The organism is Arcanobacterium phocae (genome assembly GCF_018913465.1).
Classification (GTDB): Bacteria; Actinomycetota; Actinomycetes; order Actinomycetales; family Actinomycetaceae; genus Arcanobacterium; species Arcanobacterium phocae_A.
Genome location: NZ_JABAPM010000001.1, coordinates 322,867 through 340,117 on the forward strand (window position 1 = coordinate 322,867; position 17,251 = coordinate 340,117).

At 49.9% G+C, this 17,251-nt stretch carries 16 protein-coding genes; 10 read left to right on the forward strand and 6 right to left on the reverse strand.

Going from position 1 to position 17,251, the window contains the following annotated elements; genetic code table 11:
* Positions 1-181: 181 nt before the first annotated feature.
* A complete protein-coding gene (locus KSO86_RS01535) occupies positions 182-493 on the forward strand; it encodes a hypothetical protein (RefSeq protein WP_216378219.1) in 312 nt (103 codons plus the stop codon).
* Between the two features lie 78 nt (positions 494-571).
* On the opposite strand, the gene KSO86_RS01540 is transcribed toward KSO86_RS01535, so the two are convergent.
* Together KSO86_RS01540 and KSO86_RS01545 are read right to left on the reverse strand one after the other, a co-directional pair.
* Positions 572-1,147, reverse strand: a complete 576-nt coding sequence (locus KSO86_RS01540; protein WP_216378218.1) for a flavodoxin domain-containing protein — start codon at positions 1,145-1,147, stop codon at positions 572-574.
* A 96-nt stretch (positions 1,148-1,243) separates the two neighbouring features.
* On the reverse strand, positions 1,244-2,314 hold the full coding sequence (locus KSO86_RS01545) for a S66 family peptidase (protein ID WP_216378217.1): 1,071 nt from the start codon (positions 2,312-2,314) through the stop codon (positions 1,244-1,246).
* 45 nt (positions 2,315-2,359) lie between these two features.
* Between KSO86_RS01545 and KSO86_RS01550 the strand changes: the two genes are divergently transcribed.
* Positions 2,360-3,043 carry a nitroreductase gene (locus tag KSO86_RS01550; RefSeq protein ID WP_216378216.1) on the forward strand — a complete coding sequence of 228 codons (684 nt, stop codon included), beginning with the start codon at positions 2,360-2,362 and terminating at the stop codon, positions 3,041-3,043.
* Position 3,044: 1 nt separating this feature from the next.
* On the opposite strand, the gene KSO86_RS01555 is transcribed toward KSO86_RS01550, so the two are convergent.
* The 3 genes from KSO86_RS01555 to KSO86_RS01565 form a co-directional block, all read right to left on the reverse strand.
* On the reverse strand, positions 3,045-3,716 hold the full coding sequence (locus KSO86_RS01555) for a queuosine precursor transporter (protein ID WP_091280780.1): 672 nt from the start codon (positions 3,714-3,716) through the stop codon (positions 3,045-3,047).
* Between the two features lie 162 nt (positions 3,717-3,878).
* Entirely contained in the window at positions 3,879-4,256 is a 378-nt protein-coding gene (locus KSO86_RS01560) for a GntR family transcriptional regulator (RefSeq protein WP_216378215.1), read from the reverse strand.
* Complete coding sequence (locus tag KSO86_RS01565; protein ID WP_216378214.1) at positions 4,253-5,164, reverse strand: hypothetical protein; 912 nt, start codon at positions 5,162-5,164, stop codon at positions 4,253-4,255. Before KSO86_RS01565 ends, KSO86_RS01560 begins: the two co-directional genes overlap by 4 nt.
* A gap of 199 nt (positions 5,165-5,363) precedes the next feature.
* On the opposite strand from KSO86_RS01565, the gene hemH reads away from it, so the two are divergent.
* The 8 genes from hemH to KSO86_RS01605 all read left to right on the forward strand — a co-directional run bounded on the left by hemH (position 5,364) and on the right by KSO86_RS01605 (position 14,210).
* On the forward strand, positions 5,364-6,320 hold the full coding sequence (hemH, locus tag KSO86_RS01570; protein WP_216378213.1) for a ferrochelatase: 957 nt from the start codon (positions 5,364-5,366) through the stop codon (positions 6,318-6,320).
* A 5-nt stretch (positions 6,321-6,325) separates the two neighbouring features.
* Entirely contained in the window at positions 6,326-7,129 is an 804-nt protein-coding gene (locus tag KSO86_RS01575) for a sensor histidine kinase (RefSeq protein WP_216378212.1), read from the forward strand.
* On the forward strand, positions 7,126-7,809 hold the full coding sequence (locus KSO86_RS01580) for a response regulator transcription factor (RefSeq protein WP_216431744.1): 684 nt from the start codon (positions 7,126-7,128) through the stop codon (positions 7,807-7,809). Before KSO86_RS01575 ends, KSO86_RS01580 begins: the two co-directional genes overlap by 4 nt.
* A gap of 108 nt (positions 7,810-7,917) precedes the next feature.
* Positions 7,918-9,318, forward strand: coding sequence for an MFS transporter (locus KSO86_RS01585; RefSeq protein ID WP_216378210.1), 1,401 nt, complete (start codon positions 7,918-7,920; stop codon positions 9,316-9,318).
* A gap of 91 nt (positions 9,319-9,409) precedes the next feature.
* Entirely contained in the window at positions 9,410-11,815 is a 2,406-nt protein-coding gene (locus tag KSO86_RS01590) for a substrate-binding domain-containing protein (protein WP_216378209.1), read from the forward strand.
* Complete coding sequence (locus tag KSO86_RS01595; protein ID WP_216431746.1) at positions 11,799-12,806, forward strand: ABC transporter ATP-binding protein; 1,008 nt, start codon at positions 11,799-11,801, stop codon at positions 12,804-12,806. The genes KSO86_RS01590 and KSO86_RS01595 overlap by 17 nt, the downstream gene beginning before the upstream one ends.
* 27 nt (positions 12,807-12,833) lie before the next feature.
* The gene (locus tag KSO86_RS01600; RefSeq protein ID WP_216378207.1) at positions 12,834-13,820 is read left to right on the forward strand and encodes a pirin family protein; all 987 of its coding nucleotides are present in this window, start codon (positions 12,834-12,836) and stop codon (positions 13,818-13,820) included.
* Positions 13,821-13,865: 45 nt separating this feature from the next.
* Positions 13,866-14,210, forward strand: coding sequence for a GNAT family N-acetyltransferase (locus tag KSO86_RS01605; RefSeq protein WP_216378206.1), 345 nt, complete (start codon positions 13,866-13,868; stop codon positions 14,208-14,210).
* Between the two features lie 76 nt (positions 14,211-14,286).
* Here the strand turns inward: KSO86_RS01605 and KSO86_RS01610 are convergent, their stop codons facing one another.
* Entirely contained in the window at positions 14,287-17,181 is a 2,895-nt protein-coding gene (locus KSO86_RS01610) for a choice-of-anchor M domain-containing protein (RefSeq protein WP_216378205.1), read from the reverse strand.
* Between the last annotated feature and the right edge of the window lie 70 nt (positions 17,182-17,251).

Consider the following 17,251-nt stretch of genomic DNA (forward strand, 5'->3'; position numbering starts at 1 on the left):
GTTTCGTCCTTTCATCAAGTTCTATGAATAGTTCGCAGCCAGGATGATTTTGGATTGTTTTCGTTGCAGATTTCCTATGTGGGTCAGGTCACCTAAACTAATCCAATCCGTATGGTCACTGGCGTCGAACTAGTTATGAAAGATCACTGGGGCACCTGCCTCGTATTAAAAGGAGAACTTTATGAATATTCGTCGAATCACCGCTGGTGCTGTTGTTGGTTTACTGTCTGTTGCCGGTCTTGCCGCCTGCAATTCTGATGCTGACAACAAAATGGATGATGGCAAGATGCACGATAAGCAGATGTCAGAAACCAAGATGGAAGACGACAAGATGTCTGATGACAAAATGAAGGACGGCAAGATGTCTGATGGCGAGAAGATGTCTGATGACAAAATGAAGGATGACAAGATGTCTGATGGCGAGAAGATGTCTGATGACAAAATGAGTGACGACAAGATGTCAGACGATAAGATGAGCGACGATAAGAAGTAAGTCGCTACGTAACGCTGTCATACGTAAGGCGAGAGTCTCCAATTCGGGGAGACTCTCGCCTTGTTTTGTGGTCAGTTGCTATCGAGAAGTGTTAAGGATTTCGCGCCCACGTGCCACGAGAGGAGCGATGGCTGTTCGATCGGTATGGTCGTACCCCTCGGCGATATGGTCGGCGACTGCAACTGCCCACTCGCCTCGGCTACGATACTTTTGGATACGTTTAGCAAAGGTCTTTAGTAGCCCTTTTTCGATTGGGTTTAAGCCTTCGTATCGCACCCCACCTTCTAGATAGAAGTAGGCATAGTCGCCGCGGGCAAGCTCAACTCGGCTAAACGTCCGTGACGCAGATCGATAATCGCGATCTGGGTGTTGCGGTGTTCCGCCATTTGCCCACACGATTATTTTCTTCGATGTCGCTAATCCAGCTTGTTTAAGAAGTTTACGGAATGCACTGAATTTACGAATAACTCCCATCCGGACACCAGCTCCGTAAACAATGAGATCATACTTAGTTAGTCTTATTCGACCCCGCTTAATGAGCGGAATGAGTTCTTCGATTTGGTAAAGGTCTGCATCTAATTCCTCAGCAATCCACTGGGCGTAGGTGCGGGCGAATCCGGTAACAGTGGAGTAGATGACTATCGTTCGTTTCATTTTTTGCGACACTTTCACATTTGGTGTTCGCTTTTTATGGCGATTAGCTTATATTGACGTAGCTAATCGTAGTTGAAACTTAGCGACAGTTGGAAGTTAGGAGGAGCTTGGTAGCGACCGCGTAAAATGCGCCGTGATAGTTCCGGCCTGCGGATCCAAGGTAACCTCGCCGCCATACGGCAAAATAGCTTGTGGTCGAGTATGTCCAAACGGAACACCAAAAACTACGAGTAAATCGTCACGATATGCTCCCACATGTGACAGCACATATTCCAGATAGGTTAAGCGTCGCGACTCTCGTACCTCATACGGTGCTGGAGCATCGCGGTCATCAACAACGGGCTGGGCAAACATTAATCCGGCAGCTGCACTTAAATATCCGCGTTCGCCAAAAGCCCGGATCCAGCGGCCAACATAATCTGGTGGCGGCATAATCTCCGATGTTTCCAGCAACAGGATTTTACCTTCTAGCTCACCCGCAGCAGGCAACCGTCCAGCCATAGCCAGTTGATCGAGTACCTCAAAGCAACCGCCCCACGTTGCCCCGCGGACTATTTGGTCAGTGCCGATAAACTCCACTGGCATCGCAGGCTCTCGGAGCACTCCATCTGTGAGCGCCCGCGGATCAGACCAGTCCAGTCCATAATCTTCAGACTCGGTGACCGTCGGTAGAACGACGTCGTCGCCAAACAAGGCTCCACGCAACGTCATTAGGTGTATCGGATCGATACCAGGCCCAGAGCCAAGATGTACTTGAGTGGCGCCGCCGTGGAAACTAGCTACTCCATTTCGCCATAACCAATTCAAGATATTCGTATTATCGGAATAGCCGAAAAATGGTTTCGGATCGCGGCGAACAACCTCGGAGTCAAGAAGCGAGGTTAACCGAATCTGATCATCCCCGCCGACGGTCGTAAAAATCGCTCGAATATCTGGATCTGTAAAAGCGGTGTTAACGTCAGCTGCGCGCTCGGCAAGAGAAGCACCCATAATGGTGGTAGTAGGAAAATCAACAGGAACTAATCCGAGTTCAGCCTCTATCCGGCGCTTTGCTTGCTCGTGGATTTCGGGAAAATACGCGGGAGCTGCCCACGCGGGCGAAAGCAGTGCGACCTTATCGCCGGGGTGGACAGCTGAAGGGATGTGTAACGTTGATGGCTGAGTCATGTTTTTAGTCTAGCCTGTGAAGAAAGTGGCTTGTAAGATGTGACTATGAATGATTTTTCTGCTCTGGTCCAAGCCCGTCATGCCGTCCGTGATTTCGCTGATGCTCCGTTACCGGAGGAGACTGTGACACAGATTCTCGAAGATGCGAGGTATGCGCCAAGCTGGTCAAACACTCGGGGGTATCGTATCGCGCTGGCAACCGGCGAGACGCGGGAAAAACTAGTTGCGGCTTATCTGCGCGAGTTTGATGCAATGGTTGCAGCGCAGAAGTTAAAAACTGTTCCCGATTGCGACGGGGATTATGATATCTTTGCCCGTTATCCCGATGAACTGCGTACTCGCCAAGTTGAAGTAGGGGTAGGACTCTATCAGCACTTAGGGATCACTCGTGAGGATCGAGCTGGCCGAAACGCTCAAATGCGGAGAAACTTCGAAGCTTTCGGCGCGCCGGTGGTTGGGCTGGTGTTCATTCACCGTGATTTCTTGCCATATTCGGCGCTCGATGCCGGGCTCATGCTGCAAACGCTGTTTTTATCTGCCAGCGCCCATGGAGTCGATTCGTGTCCGCTGGGAGTTCTAGCCGGTTGGCGCCGGCCAGCGAACGAGGTTTTCAACGTGCCAGCCGATTACGCGTTGGTGACCGGTTTCGCCCTAGGATATGGGACGGATGCGCCGGTTAATGACTTCCGTGCGGCGCACCCATCCGTGACTCTTATCGAGCCTAAGTAAATTACTTCTGAATACCGTATTCTGGTTCTGCTCGCTTAACCAGACGCATCACAGCCATTGTGATGGGGGAGAAGATGAGCTCAACGGCAGTCTTGTACGTGAAGCCGACGAAGAGGTAGTTCAGGAACGTTGAAACGTCTGGGATTTCTAAGACTTGCGCGGCGATAGAGCAGAAGACGAGTGTATCGACGAATTCGCCGACGACGGTCGAAGCGGCCATTCGGCCAAACAGTAGCTTTTCACCGGAGCGTTTCTTCATCTGAACCATTGTGAATGCGTTGGAAAGCTGACCGGCGAGGAAGCCAAGAAGAGAAGCAACAACGATTTGCCACACCGGTCCAAGGGTGCGAACCAATGCTTCTTGACCGTCGTAGAAGTCAGCTCCTGGTAGCGCAATCATGATCCAGTAGCACAGAGCAGCAAAGATGGAGAGCGAGAAGGTAATGATGACGGCACGGCGGGATGCTTTCCAGCCATAAACTTCGGAAACGACGTCGCCAATGATGTAGGCAAATGGGAACAGGAAGAATCCGCCGTCGGTAAGAATAGGGCCAAAGATAACCGGCTTAGAAGCGCCAATGTTAGACAGGATGAGAACAACGGCCATGATGGCAACAAAGATTGGGTAGAGTCCGGTTCCGGTTGGAGCGAATTTTGCTTTCTGGGCAGTCATGAATATTCCTATACGCTAAAAATGATACGGAAAATGAAGTACATCGACGCTCTCACTACCTCTACGGCGCGTACTCGCTTGCTGCCCCAAGCGGTGTACCGTGAAGTATTTTGCCAGAACCGTGCTGAGTGTGCACCAATTTGTTGTGCTATGTGCTGAAAATTATGCTTCAGTGTCGCTTAATCGGGCTAATTCGGCGATGGCGTCATTCTCGGTAAAGCCAAAGGCATGCAGTTCAACTAGGTAGCGTTGGGTTAGACGGGTGAGGTGATGGGCGAGCTCGTCGTCGTTACTTTTCCTTCCATTAACGACGGTTCCTTTACTTCGTGCGGTGGTGATATATCCTGCGTCAGATAGGGAAGTGTAGGTACGCATAACAGTGCCCGGGGCAATCCCGAGATCGCGGGCGAGAGCGCGTACAGTAGGTAATTGGCTACCCGGGGAGAGTCTTCCAGAGAGTATCGCGCCGGTAATTTGGTTCGTTAGTTGCTCGTGCGCCGGGATAGAGAGTGTTGGGTCAATGGTTAGCTCTACGCTCATCGATCAACGCCGATCCCCGGATTGAACTGACGAGCCAAGGCAATAACAAGAATAACGATATTAGCGATTGTTGCGACGCTGTGAATAGCAGCCAAAATAATCAATAGTGCTGAACTGGGTAGCGCACTGGTGTTTATAAAGACAGTAGGGCGTAGGAATAATGCAACAAACACATAATGAGCTCCGCGTACTGATAAACCAAGCGCCGAGGCTGACGCAGCTGCGGTTAATCCGAAAATGAGTTCATTAATTGAACGACGGCGGACAATGTTATCGAGGCTAACCAGTTCGGCATCCGATGAATTGCGTGGGCGTAAAATAACAACCCAAATAATAGCTGCGGTGAGTGAAGTCGCTAATAACAGTGCGACGACGACGCCGAGAGCGGGCGCTACCGGCGCGTAGTACACGGTTCCTTGATTATCGGGCACTACTGGAACAAAAGGGTAAAGCACAGTGAGCATAAGTAATATGAGTGGAGCGCTCACGAGCAGTATTTTAGGAAGATGACCCGTGTATTGGGTGAGAGTACGGCGCTCGAGACCGCTATGTCCAGGTACGTGAGCGGCTCTGAAAGTAAATCCGTGGATGATGAGCGTGAGTATGGAAATACAAGCGTAGACAATGAACGGCGTTGCATAGTATAGATATGCATTTCTCATGTTGAGTAGCAGTATGAGGGTTGCTGGAATGCCCACAACTAGACCTGCGATGCGTCCGATAGCAAGTCCGCGGATTGTTACCTGTAGCTTGGGTGCATAGGGAAGACGGTTGAGAAAAAGCTTGCGATGTGGAGTATGAATGTACCATGCTCCAAGGGTGATGAGCGGAATAGCTATCAGGCAGACTTGCACAATTGCGCCTAACAGCAGCAGAGATACGGCCGATCCAGTGTGTGGAACATTCATAGTGGCAGCACTTCCTTGTTATATGTGATTGATACAAGAATTGTATGTTCATCACTCATCTTGTGTCAATCATTTGCCACAAGGCGGGTAGTGTAAAATTTATGCGACATGTAGATGGTTGCGTGTATTCTCACGTCTTGAAAAGATGGCTGTGCCAATAAACGTGCGCGTAGGAGATAGAGACGCTATTGTTAGTTTTATGAATCGTGGATGCCTCATCGTCACTCTTGGAACGCCGGCTTCGCCGAATCCAGAAGATATTAAAGAGTTTTTACGCCGATTCTTATCTGATCCATCAGTAGTTGATATGCCACGATGGCTGTGGAAGCCAATCTTGAACAATATTGTGCTGCGGGTACGTCCAAGAAAAATCGAGCCAGTATATCGCAGTGTATGGATGCCACAGGGCTCACCCCTCATTGTGCATACTCAAGCCCAGGCTCGTCATACTGTGCAACAGCTACCAGACATCAAAGTGGGGTATGCGACCACTTATATGACACCAGATATTGAAACCGCAATTCGGACGCTCGCAGTTGATGAACTCGTCGTTATACCCCTATACCCGCAATATGCTCCGTCAACAGTTGCCGAAATATGGCGCCAACTTGACCGCATCGAACAGCAAGACTGGGCGCCTCGTATTCTTCGGGCTGATCCGTGGAATCTCAATACTGAATATATTCGCTGGTACGCACGCCAAATCCAGCATCATATCCAGCACTCGCATCAGTCGTTCGATAAGATTATCTTTTCCTATCATGGCGTACCACAACGCGTTGTTCACGAGCCAGATCAATACCGCCAACAGTGCGAACAAACCACCGCAGCGATCATGAATCACATAGCCGGGGTGGATTGGGAAATAACCTATCAATCGAAATTCGGTCCAGGCGCCTGGCTACAACCAGCAACTATTGATCGTATGGCACAGTTGCCGAGTGAAGGGATGCACCGCATTCTTGTTGTTACTCCTGGATTTTTTGCTTCCTGTATTGAAACTTTGGACGAAATTGACGTGCTTAATCGGCAAACCTATATCGATGCTGGCGGCACGGAATTCACTCTGATCCCGCCGCCAAATTCTGAGAAAGCTGGCGGAAAAATATTAGCTAGCGTCTACCACGCCACGGTCGAGCAAAATCTCCTACACTGAAACCTATGAATATCCCGCGGCTGACGATCGTCCTTGCACTCGCATTGCTTCTTGCGCTCGCGGTCATAACTTTTTTAGCTATCAGCTGGCGTCGATGCAAACAGGTGAATGCTCAGCTCCGTGCTGACATTACTTCGCGCCAAGAACGTCCCGCAATTATTTCTCATGAAATTCGCACGCCGCTGGCACTGATTAACGGGGCGGCAGAACTGCTAGCTGAAGGCCTAGCTGGCCCATTAACTGATCAGCAGCGAACGTTCGTCACCACAATTACCGAAAATACGACTCAGGTTATCAATATTTCGGAGAATTTCCTCATCGATGCTCGGCTCAACTCTGCACTGCCACTAGAGCGCGAAAACGTAGACGTGCGTGCAATAGTCGCACAGACAGCGCGTCACATGCGGCGAATCACCAGCGTTCCGATCCACGTGGATGCCGCTGGTGGGTTACTTCCGATATGGGCAGATCCCGGGCTCATTCGGCAACTCGTGTGGAATCTAGTCAATAATGCCACCCGTCATGCCGGGCCGAATGCTACCGTTACCGTTCGGGTCCGAAACGCCGAGGGTGGCGGAGCGTTACTGATTGTTTCTGACGACGGCGAGGGAATCTCAGTGGAAGATCAAGAACATATGTTTGACGCATTCCGCACCGGGTCTTCCCGCCGTCCTGGTACCGGAATCGGTATGATGGTAGCTCAACATATCGTTCAAGCTCATAATGGAACGATCATGGTGGATTCGCTATCGATGCATGGCACCGCAATTCATGTCATACTGCCATCGGGGATTAAGGGGGAACAATGAAACCACGTGCGCTCGTCGTCGACGATGAAACGCAAATGGTTTCAATCGTAACGTTTGCGCTAGAAACGCAGGATTTTGTTTGTGACAGCGCGACGACGCCGGTTGCGGCTTGGGAGCTATTACAACACAATCACTATGATCTAGTCGTACTTGATGTACTGATGCCTCGAGGATCCGGAATCGATATTACCCGGCGAATGCGCGCCGCTGGAATGATGACTCCGATCATTTTACTGACTGCGCTCGGACAAGAATCTGACCGTATTGCCGGCTTAGAAGCAGGTGCAGACGACTACGTAACGAAACCCTTCAGCCCTCGCGAACTGGCTTTGCGTGCGCAAGCCATCGTCCGCCGGCTGGTACAACATAGTGACAATGATGAACAACTATATGGGCCAGTTCGTGTTGACAATCGCACGAATCGTGCGTGGTTTAACGGTTTTTTGGTAACGGAAAGCCAAGCTGAAGTTGCGCTCTTAGGGGCGTTGGCGAAACATGCGAACGACGTCGTTACCACCCGGGATTTAGTCACAGCAACGTGGGGTCCGAACACTGGGGCAGGGGGCCGAGAAATGGTGAAAACAACTATTTACCGGCTTCGTAAACACCTCGAGGCAGTGGGGATCGATCCCGGCTGCATCCGTAGTCATCGTGGGCTAGGATATTCGCTCACAATCTAATTGGTAACAGCGTGTTACCATGTGTAACCCTCGCGACCCTCGGCGTTACTTCGTTGTCTCTACGATGGGCTTATCAGAGTCATCAATGAAGATCCTCGGAGGTCAACCATGTCCATGCAATCGGGACCGCTTAGCTTTTTAGCAGCGCCACCTAAAGCAAAACCTCTCCCACCAGAAAAAGTTAAATCCGTTTATACCCGGATGCGACTACAAGTATTCATGGGTATTTTCCTGGGTTACGCCGGTTTTTACCTCATTCGAAACAACGTCTCGCTAGTAGCTGCGATTCTGCAAGAAAACGATCTGATGAACACCGTTGGCATCGGAATTGTTTCTAACGCAGTGCTCTTCTCCTATGGACTATCAAAGTTCTTCATGGCGATGCTATCGGACCGGTCGAACGCGAAATACTTCCTTCCACTCGGTCTAGCATTGTCCGCAGTCATGAATCTCTTGATTGCTTTCGTGCCAGTTCTATCCGCTTCAGTCACCCTGTTTGCGACAGTTATGTTTATTAACGGCTGGTTCCAAGGCATGGGCTGGCCTCCATCAGGTCGCGTTCTCGTGCACTGGTTCTCCACCAAAGAGCGTGGCTGGAAGACCTCGATCTGGAACTGTGCGCACAACGTCGGTGGCGCTGGCGTAGGTCTCATCGCAGCATGGGCCCTTGGGCATTTCGCATCTTCCAAGGCTGACTGGACACCTGCATTCTGGGCGCCAGCAATTGTTGCTCTAGTCATTGCCGCAATCGCATTCGTATTGATCTATGATCGTCCAGAAGCAGTTGGCTTGCCAACCATTGAAGAATACCGCGACGATCCAGCCAAGGTTGAGATCGTTGACACCGAAGGTCTGACATGGAAAGACATGCTCTTCAAGCATGTTCTCACCAACCGCGTTATTGTCCTGCTTGCGATCACAAACGTGTTTGTCTACACCCTACGGTACGGTGTATTGAACTGGATTCCAGTTTACTTAACCCAAGAAATTCATGGTGTGAATATTAAGGAAGGCATCATCGGATTTGCCATCTACGAGGGCGCTGGCATCATTGGAACCGTTTTGTGTGGTTGGGTTTCGGACAAGGTGTTTAAGGGCTGGCGCGCCGGAGCAGGCTTATTGTTCTTAGCCGGCGTTGGCATTGCTATTGCTCTTTACTGGTTGATTCCAAACACTGCTCCGCTATGGATCTTCTACATCCTCATCGGTGTTATCGGTGGCTTGATCTATGGACCGGTCATGCTTATTGGTCTGCAAGCAATTGACCTTTCGCCACGTAATGTGGCCGGAACTGCCGCCGGATTCACTGGGCTCTTTGGTTACCTTCTCGGTGCAACACTTGCCTCATCTGGTGTTGGTATCCTCATCCACTACTTTGGTTGGGATGTCACTTTCGCAGTACTGCTAGGTGTTGTCGTATTGTCCTTGATTCTTATGTGGATCGTCGGTAAAGACGAGCGTCGTTTGATGGCAGAACATCAAGCTCGTGAAGACGCACGAAACAACTGATCACTTTTCTCTCAATAACTAGGGGTCTGCCATCCGCGCAGGCCCCTAGTTTCTTATACTGATTATTATGAGATCGTTATGGATGAGAAGAATGACGCCACGGATCATCGCTGGGGTCATTGTTTTCGTGATGGGGATCATCGGCATAACTCTTGTGCATAATTTCGATCCGGACGTAATGGTACTGTGCTCGAATAATGAAAAAACCTGTGAGAATCTGGTTAACGACTATGCCAAGTCCAGCGGGTTAGATGCGCAAATGGTTCGGATGCCAACGTCTGAGGCCCTAGCATATGTTCGTTCGGGAGGCCAAAAGTCAGAATTTGATGTGTGGATCGGAGGACCTGCCGAAGCTTATATTTTGGCTGATCGGGATGGCTTGCTCGAACCGCATCAGCTTGATACCCGTATGATCCCGCCAGCGATGTCAACTGATACTTGGGTAGGAACGTATGGGGGAGTTCTCGCATTTTGCGCTGCAGCAAATGTGATTGCTCCGCACACGTGGGATGAGCTCGCGCACTTTCCGGGCCGTATCGCTTTGCCGTTGCCGTTTTCGTCTGGCACAGCAGCCACTATGCTCAGTGTTCAAGAAGGTCGTGGGGCAGATAGTACCTATTTGTCTCAGTTGCATTCGAGGACGACGACGTACACTGCTTCCGGAACTTTTCCGGCACACCTCGTCGGTCTGGGACGCGCTGATGTCGCGGTAACATTTGAAGCCTACTGTCCTGCAGACCCAGGGAATCTGCACGCTCCACAACTGATCATTCCAGCAGATGGAACCGGATATGAGGTAGGAGCTGGAGCTGTGCTGGCAAACGGACGCACCGCAGCCGGGCGGGATTTTCTGCGCTACATTATTTCCGTTCGTGGGCAGAAAGTTTTAGTACATTCAGAACAACAAAATCCGATCTCTGCTGAGCTGGATAATAACCTTTATGCCCGACTAGCAAAACTCGACGTGCCGGTGTTTACTACAGATCTCGAGCACAGTGCTAATATCAGGCACTCGCAAGTGAGCAGTTTTGCCGAAAACGTTATGTATCCCCATGGCGTTGTTGGTCCGCTTATCAGATCCACATGGATAAGCCTCGTTAGCTCAGTGTGTGCCGCAATAGTTGGAGCATTGCTTGCCTTGCTATACCGCATAAGTAGCCGATACCGGTTAGCGGTTATTTCCGGTGTGAGCATACCTATTTTGTTTCCTTCTCTTGCGATTGCATCTGCATTAACTGTTGGTCCGATGCCGATTGATCCATATGGATCGCTCATCTTGATACTGACATTTGCTTTGTATGCCACGCCGGTAGCATTTCTTGTGTGTGTTGTTTTTACCTCAGATCTTGGCACTGAGCATGTTATGGCTGCAGCTAATACTGGTGCTGATCCTCGTTCTACTCTCCGCTCGCTTTATCTACCGCGGTTAGTTATCGGCGGTTGCATCAGCGTTGTGGCGACTTCTTTGTGGCTCATATCGGATAATTCTGCTGGTGCAGTTTACGGAGGACGCGACCATCTCTTTATCGACATGGTACTTGGTGCGGTGAGTTCAAACATTTATGTTTATACGACCTTGGCGATATGCCTTCTCATTGCGATCAGCGGTGGCATCGCAGCTTGGTATGTGGGCAAGCGGAATCAATCTGTAGAACGTGGACAAAATGGCGGTGAGTATTCGGAGTGGGCTGGTGCATTTGTCGATCGTTATTTTAGAAGCCAGCGTCGCTGGCTATATCCGGTAGGTGCCGGTTGGCTTGCCATCGTGTGCTACATCGTGATTGTTATGTTGTTATCGTCAGATTTTGCCACTGTTCCAGGAGACGTTTTGTCTCGTATTGGAATGAAACTATGGATGAGTTTTACCGTGACCCTTGTTGCCGTGTTAATCGGGGTAGCATTAGCTATCCACGAATGGAAAAACTTAGCGTTAGTTCGTGGCTTGTTGGTATGTCTTTTGCTGAGCGCGCCGATAGCCATCGGACTACTCCTCACATTGCTGTTCCGGCGCTCTTTCCGCATTGATGGAGCTACGGTATTCCCGGCATTGGTGGGAGGATACTCGTTCGGCAATGGAACCATCGCAGTGATGATTGCGTATTTGGCACTCGCGGTTCCACTAGCGTATTTCTTCGCTGTGATGATGACAAAGCGCATGACTGCGGTCGCGCGTATTGCCCGTGACATTGGAGCAGTGCGGTTGCGAATATTGGCGTTAGTCCTGTGGCAGCTGAAGGGGCGCTTGGTAGCCTTGGTTGTTATTGTGTTCGGCCTGACGTTGACACAAACTGCAACGCTAGCGTTTGTTCAGCCAGCTTATTTAGTTGTGTCATCAACAAATCTAGTTAATTTGGCTGAGCGGGGAGAGCTCGGCGAAGTGTTTGCAACATCGTTAGTGACCGGTGGTATCGGCGCCCTACTTATCATAAGCGGTGGCTGGGTACTGACTGCGTCTCGTCGTCGAGAAATAAGGAAAAACAATGAGCTTAGACATTGATTGTTTAACTGTTCCCGGAGCCTTAGACCGGGTGTCTTTCTCAGTTACCGACGGCGAAATCGTCGCGATTATTGGCCCATCTGGTTCTGGGAAAACAACTTTGCTCCACACGATTGCAGGTTTTGTTACGAGCAGTGGCGGAACTGTGCGCATTGACGACGACGACATCACGTCTCGTCCGGTTCAACAACGCTCTACTGGTGTCATGTTTGAGCGGCCAACATTGTTTGATATGACGGTTGAACAAAATATTGAGTTTGCACTCGATGATGCGCACCAGAGTGAGAAACAACGCCACGATTTGGTGTCTATCGTGATGTCATCTTTGAATATTTCTGGACTGGCGCAGCGGCATCCGGAAACACTTTCGGGTGGGCAAGCTCAGCGGGTAGCCCTGGCTCGTACGCTGGTGCGTCGACCACGGGTCTTGCTTCTCGATGAACCGCTAGCTCATATCGAATCTGCTATTAGGGAAGATATCCATCGTGAGCTTATAAGCCAAGTTCACCGCTTAGGGTTATCGCTTCTGTATGTCACCCATGATATTACCGATGCATGTTTGGTCGCGGATCGGATCATAGTGCTGGATGAAGGCCGGGTAGTTCAACAAGGCACTCCGGGTGAGTTATTCTTGCGTCCACAAACCCGTGAGGTAGCAAGGCTTATGGGAGTGGCCAATGTTTTGTCTGCGCAGCAAACCGGCGTAATAATACCAGCAGATGTTATTGCTGGACAGGGTGATTTTGTTTCCGTTGCACCAACGCAAATTGCTCTCGATGACACCAATGATAAGAATGTGGTGAACTCAGTCGGGCAGATTATTGGGTGTGTGTTTGCGCGTTCGCACTATGTGGTGCAGGTCGAGACTGAGATCGGCACGTTGGTAGTGTGGACACAGCAAGCTTGGCGTGTTGGTGAGCGCTGCAACGTCGTCGTCACATATGCGTGGGCGTTCGCTGATACTGAACGAAATACTAAAAAATTAAAATAAAATTATAAAACGTGGCACAATGGCGTCATGCCACAAACATATAATCCAAGCGACAATGGTGTCGCAGTAGAAATAATCACTTCGCGAGAGGTCCCTTTAGGCGGACTACGTGCCATGACTGTTTATCGGACATTGCCACAACGCCAACGATCGTTGATAGGGGCATGGTGTTTCATCGATCAGTATGGGCCAGATAATGTTACAGATACTGGCGGTATGGACGTTGCGCCGCATCCGCATACCGGATTACAAACAGTGTCATGGTTGTTTGAAGGCACTATCACTCACCATGATTCTGGCGGAAATCATGCGGTTATCTTGCCTGGTGAAGCAAACTTTATGACCGCCGGTTACGGTATCTGCCACTCGGAAGTTTCCACTCAAGACACCACTGTTTTACACGGCGTTCAATTATGGGTGGCGCTACCAGAAGAAGCACGCCACGGTGAACGCAGATTTGATCATTATGTGCCACCGGTAGTCAAACTCTATGGCGGGCAAGTTCGCGTCTTCGTAGGAGCACTTGCGGGCTCTGATTCACCAGTTCCAACGTTTACGCCGCTGGTCGGGGCAGAGGTTGTAGTCGAACCTCATGCAACACTCACCCTGGACGTTAATCCAGCTTTCGAGCATGGTTTGCTGGTTGATAGTGGAGATATTGACTTGGACGGGACTGCGGTGGCACGTACTGAACTTGCTTATACCGGAATTGGCAATTCTCGCTTGCATATCCGCAACTCTGCAGATACACCGGGACGGATGCTGCTCATTGGTGGGGAGCCGTTCATGGAGCAGGTAGTTATGTGGTGGAATTTTTTGGCGCGAGATTCAGTCGAGCTAGGCGAAATGCGACAAGCCTGGGAGAACGAGAGCGAACGCTTCGGAAAAACAATGGGCTATATCGGGCATGATCCAAACGGGTCAGTACGTATATCAGCACCGGTATTACCGGATGTCGTGATTCGCCCGCGCATCAATCCGGAACCATATGCGCGTCCAAGCACAAGAATTTAAGCTAACGCAACGACGGCTAAAAGAACACTACAGGAAGGAACTTCAATGGCTGAACAACGAACTGATAAAAACGAAACCCCGGTACAGATCCTGGAAGAAAATAACCGTTACGTGATTCGTTACGGCAATTCTGATGTAGCGGGCTTTACCCAATATGTTGATAACGATGATGACCGGATCTTTGTCCATACCGAAGTTCGTCCAGAACTCGAAGGACGCGGTTTAGCTGGAGCTTTAGTTGATGTTGCGCTCCACGAAACAGATGCGGCTGGTAAAACGATCGTGGCGATGTGCCCGATGGTACGTCATTGGGTCGCAAAGCACGGTGATGGCCTAAAGTGGCGCGGTGCCACAGTGGATGATCAACAAGTTGTTATGAAAACCTTCTGAGAATTATTCGTGCAGTGATAAGGATGTGGCCCCGGAAAACCGGGGCCACATCCTTACTCGGGTTTAATCTGGACGATTAGCGAGCAGAGTACTTGCGGCGGTACGTCACTGCACCGATACCGCTAAGAACAAGCATCAGCGAAATCAACGAGACTGGCAGAGTGCCTTCAGTACCTGTGGTTGCAAGGCCGGCTGCTGCCAAATCGTTTGCATCTGGGGTACATGGCTTGCCATTGGCATCGAGCCACACTGTTTTCGAGCCAGCAGCGCCAATGGTTGGGCCGAGGTCAAAGTGTCCATCAGTAATGCCTGAGCCAGAGCCAACATTGATATTCAGCGTAGTATTACCGGTAAACGTTTGCCCACTTGCAGTAGTTGAGGTCATGGTTAAACCAACCGTATAGTGTCCTGGCTGAGTGAATACCCAATTTGGATGAACGTGAGTACCAGTGTTCAGTGTTACTGTCCCATGTCCGCTACCGCCTTGAGCTGAGAACCACTTTTGACCGAGTGCGCCGAAGTTACCAGAAGTGAAAACTTCCATGGCACCAGGACCGGAGAATGAAGAGAGCGAGAAGGTTGTCTTCGTGACTTTATTCGCGGAGAGCGAAGGATGCTGGGTGTTAAGACCAAGCCACGGAACCCCGTGGATCTGAGAGGAAGAAATCATCCACACAGAGCTTCCGGCTGGCACATTACCAACTTGCACTGGAATAGTCGACTTTCCAGCGTTGCCAATTGCGAATTGGACTGTCGTCGGATCTAGCCACGTAGCTGGGGCTGTGCGGTCGTCTTTAACACGTGGCAATACTGTCTTAGCTCCATTGCCACCGATTTCCTTAGGGAAACATTTGGCGACAGGTGGGGTCTTAATAGCTCCGCGATTTGCTGCAGGATCTTGAAGTGTATTGATACCGCCATTAGCGGAACTGTTGCTGACATTGGAATCATCTTCAGTCTTTGTCGATTCGGTGTTATTAGGAACTTCTTGTTTCTTTTCTTCCGTTCCGACGATCCAGGTGTAAGTTGCAGTGTTAGAGACAACCTTTTCGCCACCAGTTTCTGGCTTGCCAGAAGCCCGCACTGTCATGGTGTACTTGCCAGGCTTTTCAAATAACCAGTTGGCGTGCGTGTGTGCGGGGAATGGTTGATGAATCACAGAACCGGCAGTCAATTTGAGTTCGTTTGAGGTGAGTGCTGGTTGGATGCCGCCACCTAATTCTCCATTGCGGAATAGGAAAACATTTCCGGGACCTTGCACGTCAACAAATTCGATATCGATATCGTTAAATGCTGGCGCGACACCCATTGTATCCCAACCAGGAAAGAGAACTTTACTTTGGTTTTCGCCACTTTCAGCTAAGAAATACCCATTCTTCGGAAGTGATCCTTGGAGTTTCGTAGGAATGTCCATGAGTGTTTGATCCTGTACACGCAGGACGAAGCTCTCTGCCTTACGTAAGATCCCAGACCCTGTGATGTCTTCTTTGGCTTCTAGAACTAATGAACCCTCTTTGTTTGAAACATTGAAAAGGTCAATGTGACCGTGATCTAAGGTCACTAAACCGTCTTCAGAAGGGGCAGACTCATTCGAGTTATCTGGTGAAGTCTCGCCAGCAGATTCTGAATCGTTGCCAGGAGCTGGTGCTGGGGCGACATTATCTTTTGGCTGGTCATTTTCGTCGCGTTGTGCATACCAGGTATACGTAGCAATACGTGATTCAAATGGTTGTCCATCCTTTTTCCCCACAACTTTGACCATCATTTTATATTGCCCTGGCTCGGTGAAAAGCCAAGTGAAATGCTTGTGTCCGAGTGGCTCAAGCTCAATTTCAGAGCCTGGACGAAGGATGAATGATCCGTCTTTAAGATCAGATGTAGCGATTCCTGGCTCAATAGCAGAATGGAATGCAGCAACACTCCCATTTTCTGGAGCTTGAATATCAGTAAATTGCAAAGCTAGATCTGAGTAACCGGCTTTAGAGTAATCGTTGCTGGCCCAACCAGGGTAGAGCATCTTCCGGGCTCCAGTATTAGGAGAAATGTACCCATGCTTGAGCTCAGCGGGTAAATTGGTCCACTTGAGTTTTTCGGTAAACCAATCTCGCCCCATTACTAAAATCGCTGAATCAGCGGGTCGAAGAACTGAACGTCCGGTGATATCTTCTTTCATTTGAAGATTAAGAGATCCATCTTTATTGGTGTTGACGTAGAACATGTCAAGATGGCCGTTCCTGAAAAGAAGGGCCTCGTTCTCTTGATCGTTCTTATCTGAACTATCCTGACCAGGGGTTGCCTCTGGCTCGTCTACTTTAGGAGCTGGGGTCCCTGTACGTAGTGTGATCGTGAAAGGCTTGATAGCTGTGCTTTCAGTTTTGACTTCGCCAATATAACCGGTCACGTCGATTTTATACGTGCCTGGTTTGGTAGTTAGCCAGATAGTATCTGACAAATCTTCGAACGTAAAACCGTAAGAATCGTCTAGAGTAAACCGGCTTTCGCCTACCTCATTTTTGAGCGCAGGTAGGTACTTGTCATCTTCTGTCTCATCAAGTAACAGAGCAACTTTCCCATCACCAGCTTTTTGCTTGAAAAATAGAGTTGCACTGTGTGAGTCATCTTCTTTTGCGGTTTCGTCACTAACCGACCAACCAAGCTCGGTTGACTTCCAAATGTCTGTCCGCTCAACGGTTTCCCCAAGTTCGGTGCCAATTGTTTCGCTCGGCACCCGGGTGTCTTCTGGGTGGGTTGTCCGTGAAATAAATAGCTCAGATTGATCAGGATCAGCCGTGATGTTTGTGGTTCTAATCTCTGCTTTAACCCCGTTAGCTTCTGTGGTAGTGAGAGCTAACGTAGCATAATCTTGGAAAGTGGTGGTCGCGCTATCGGCGTACGCCGTTGGCGACAGAGCGGTCAAGGCCAAAGCACCAACGACAGCCGTCGTCAGAGCCTTCATTTTTCGAAATTTCATTCGTAGCTTTCTTCTCGAATGCGTGTACACAGTACCTATGGGATAGTGCTAGTTATAGATACTGCCTTAT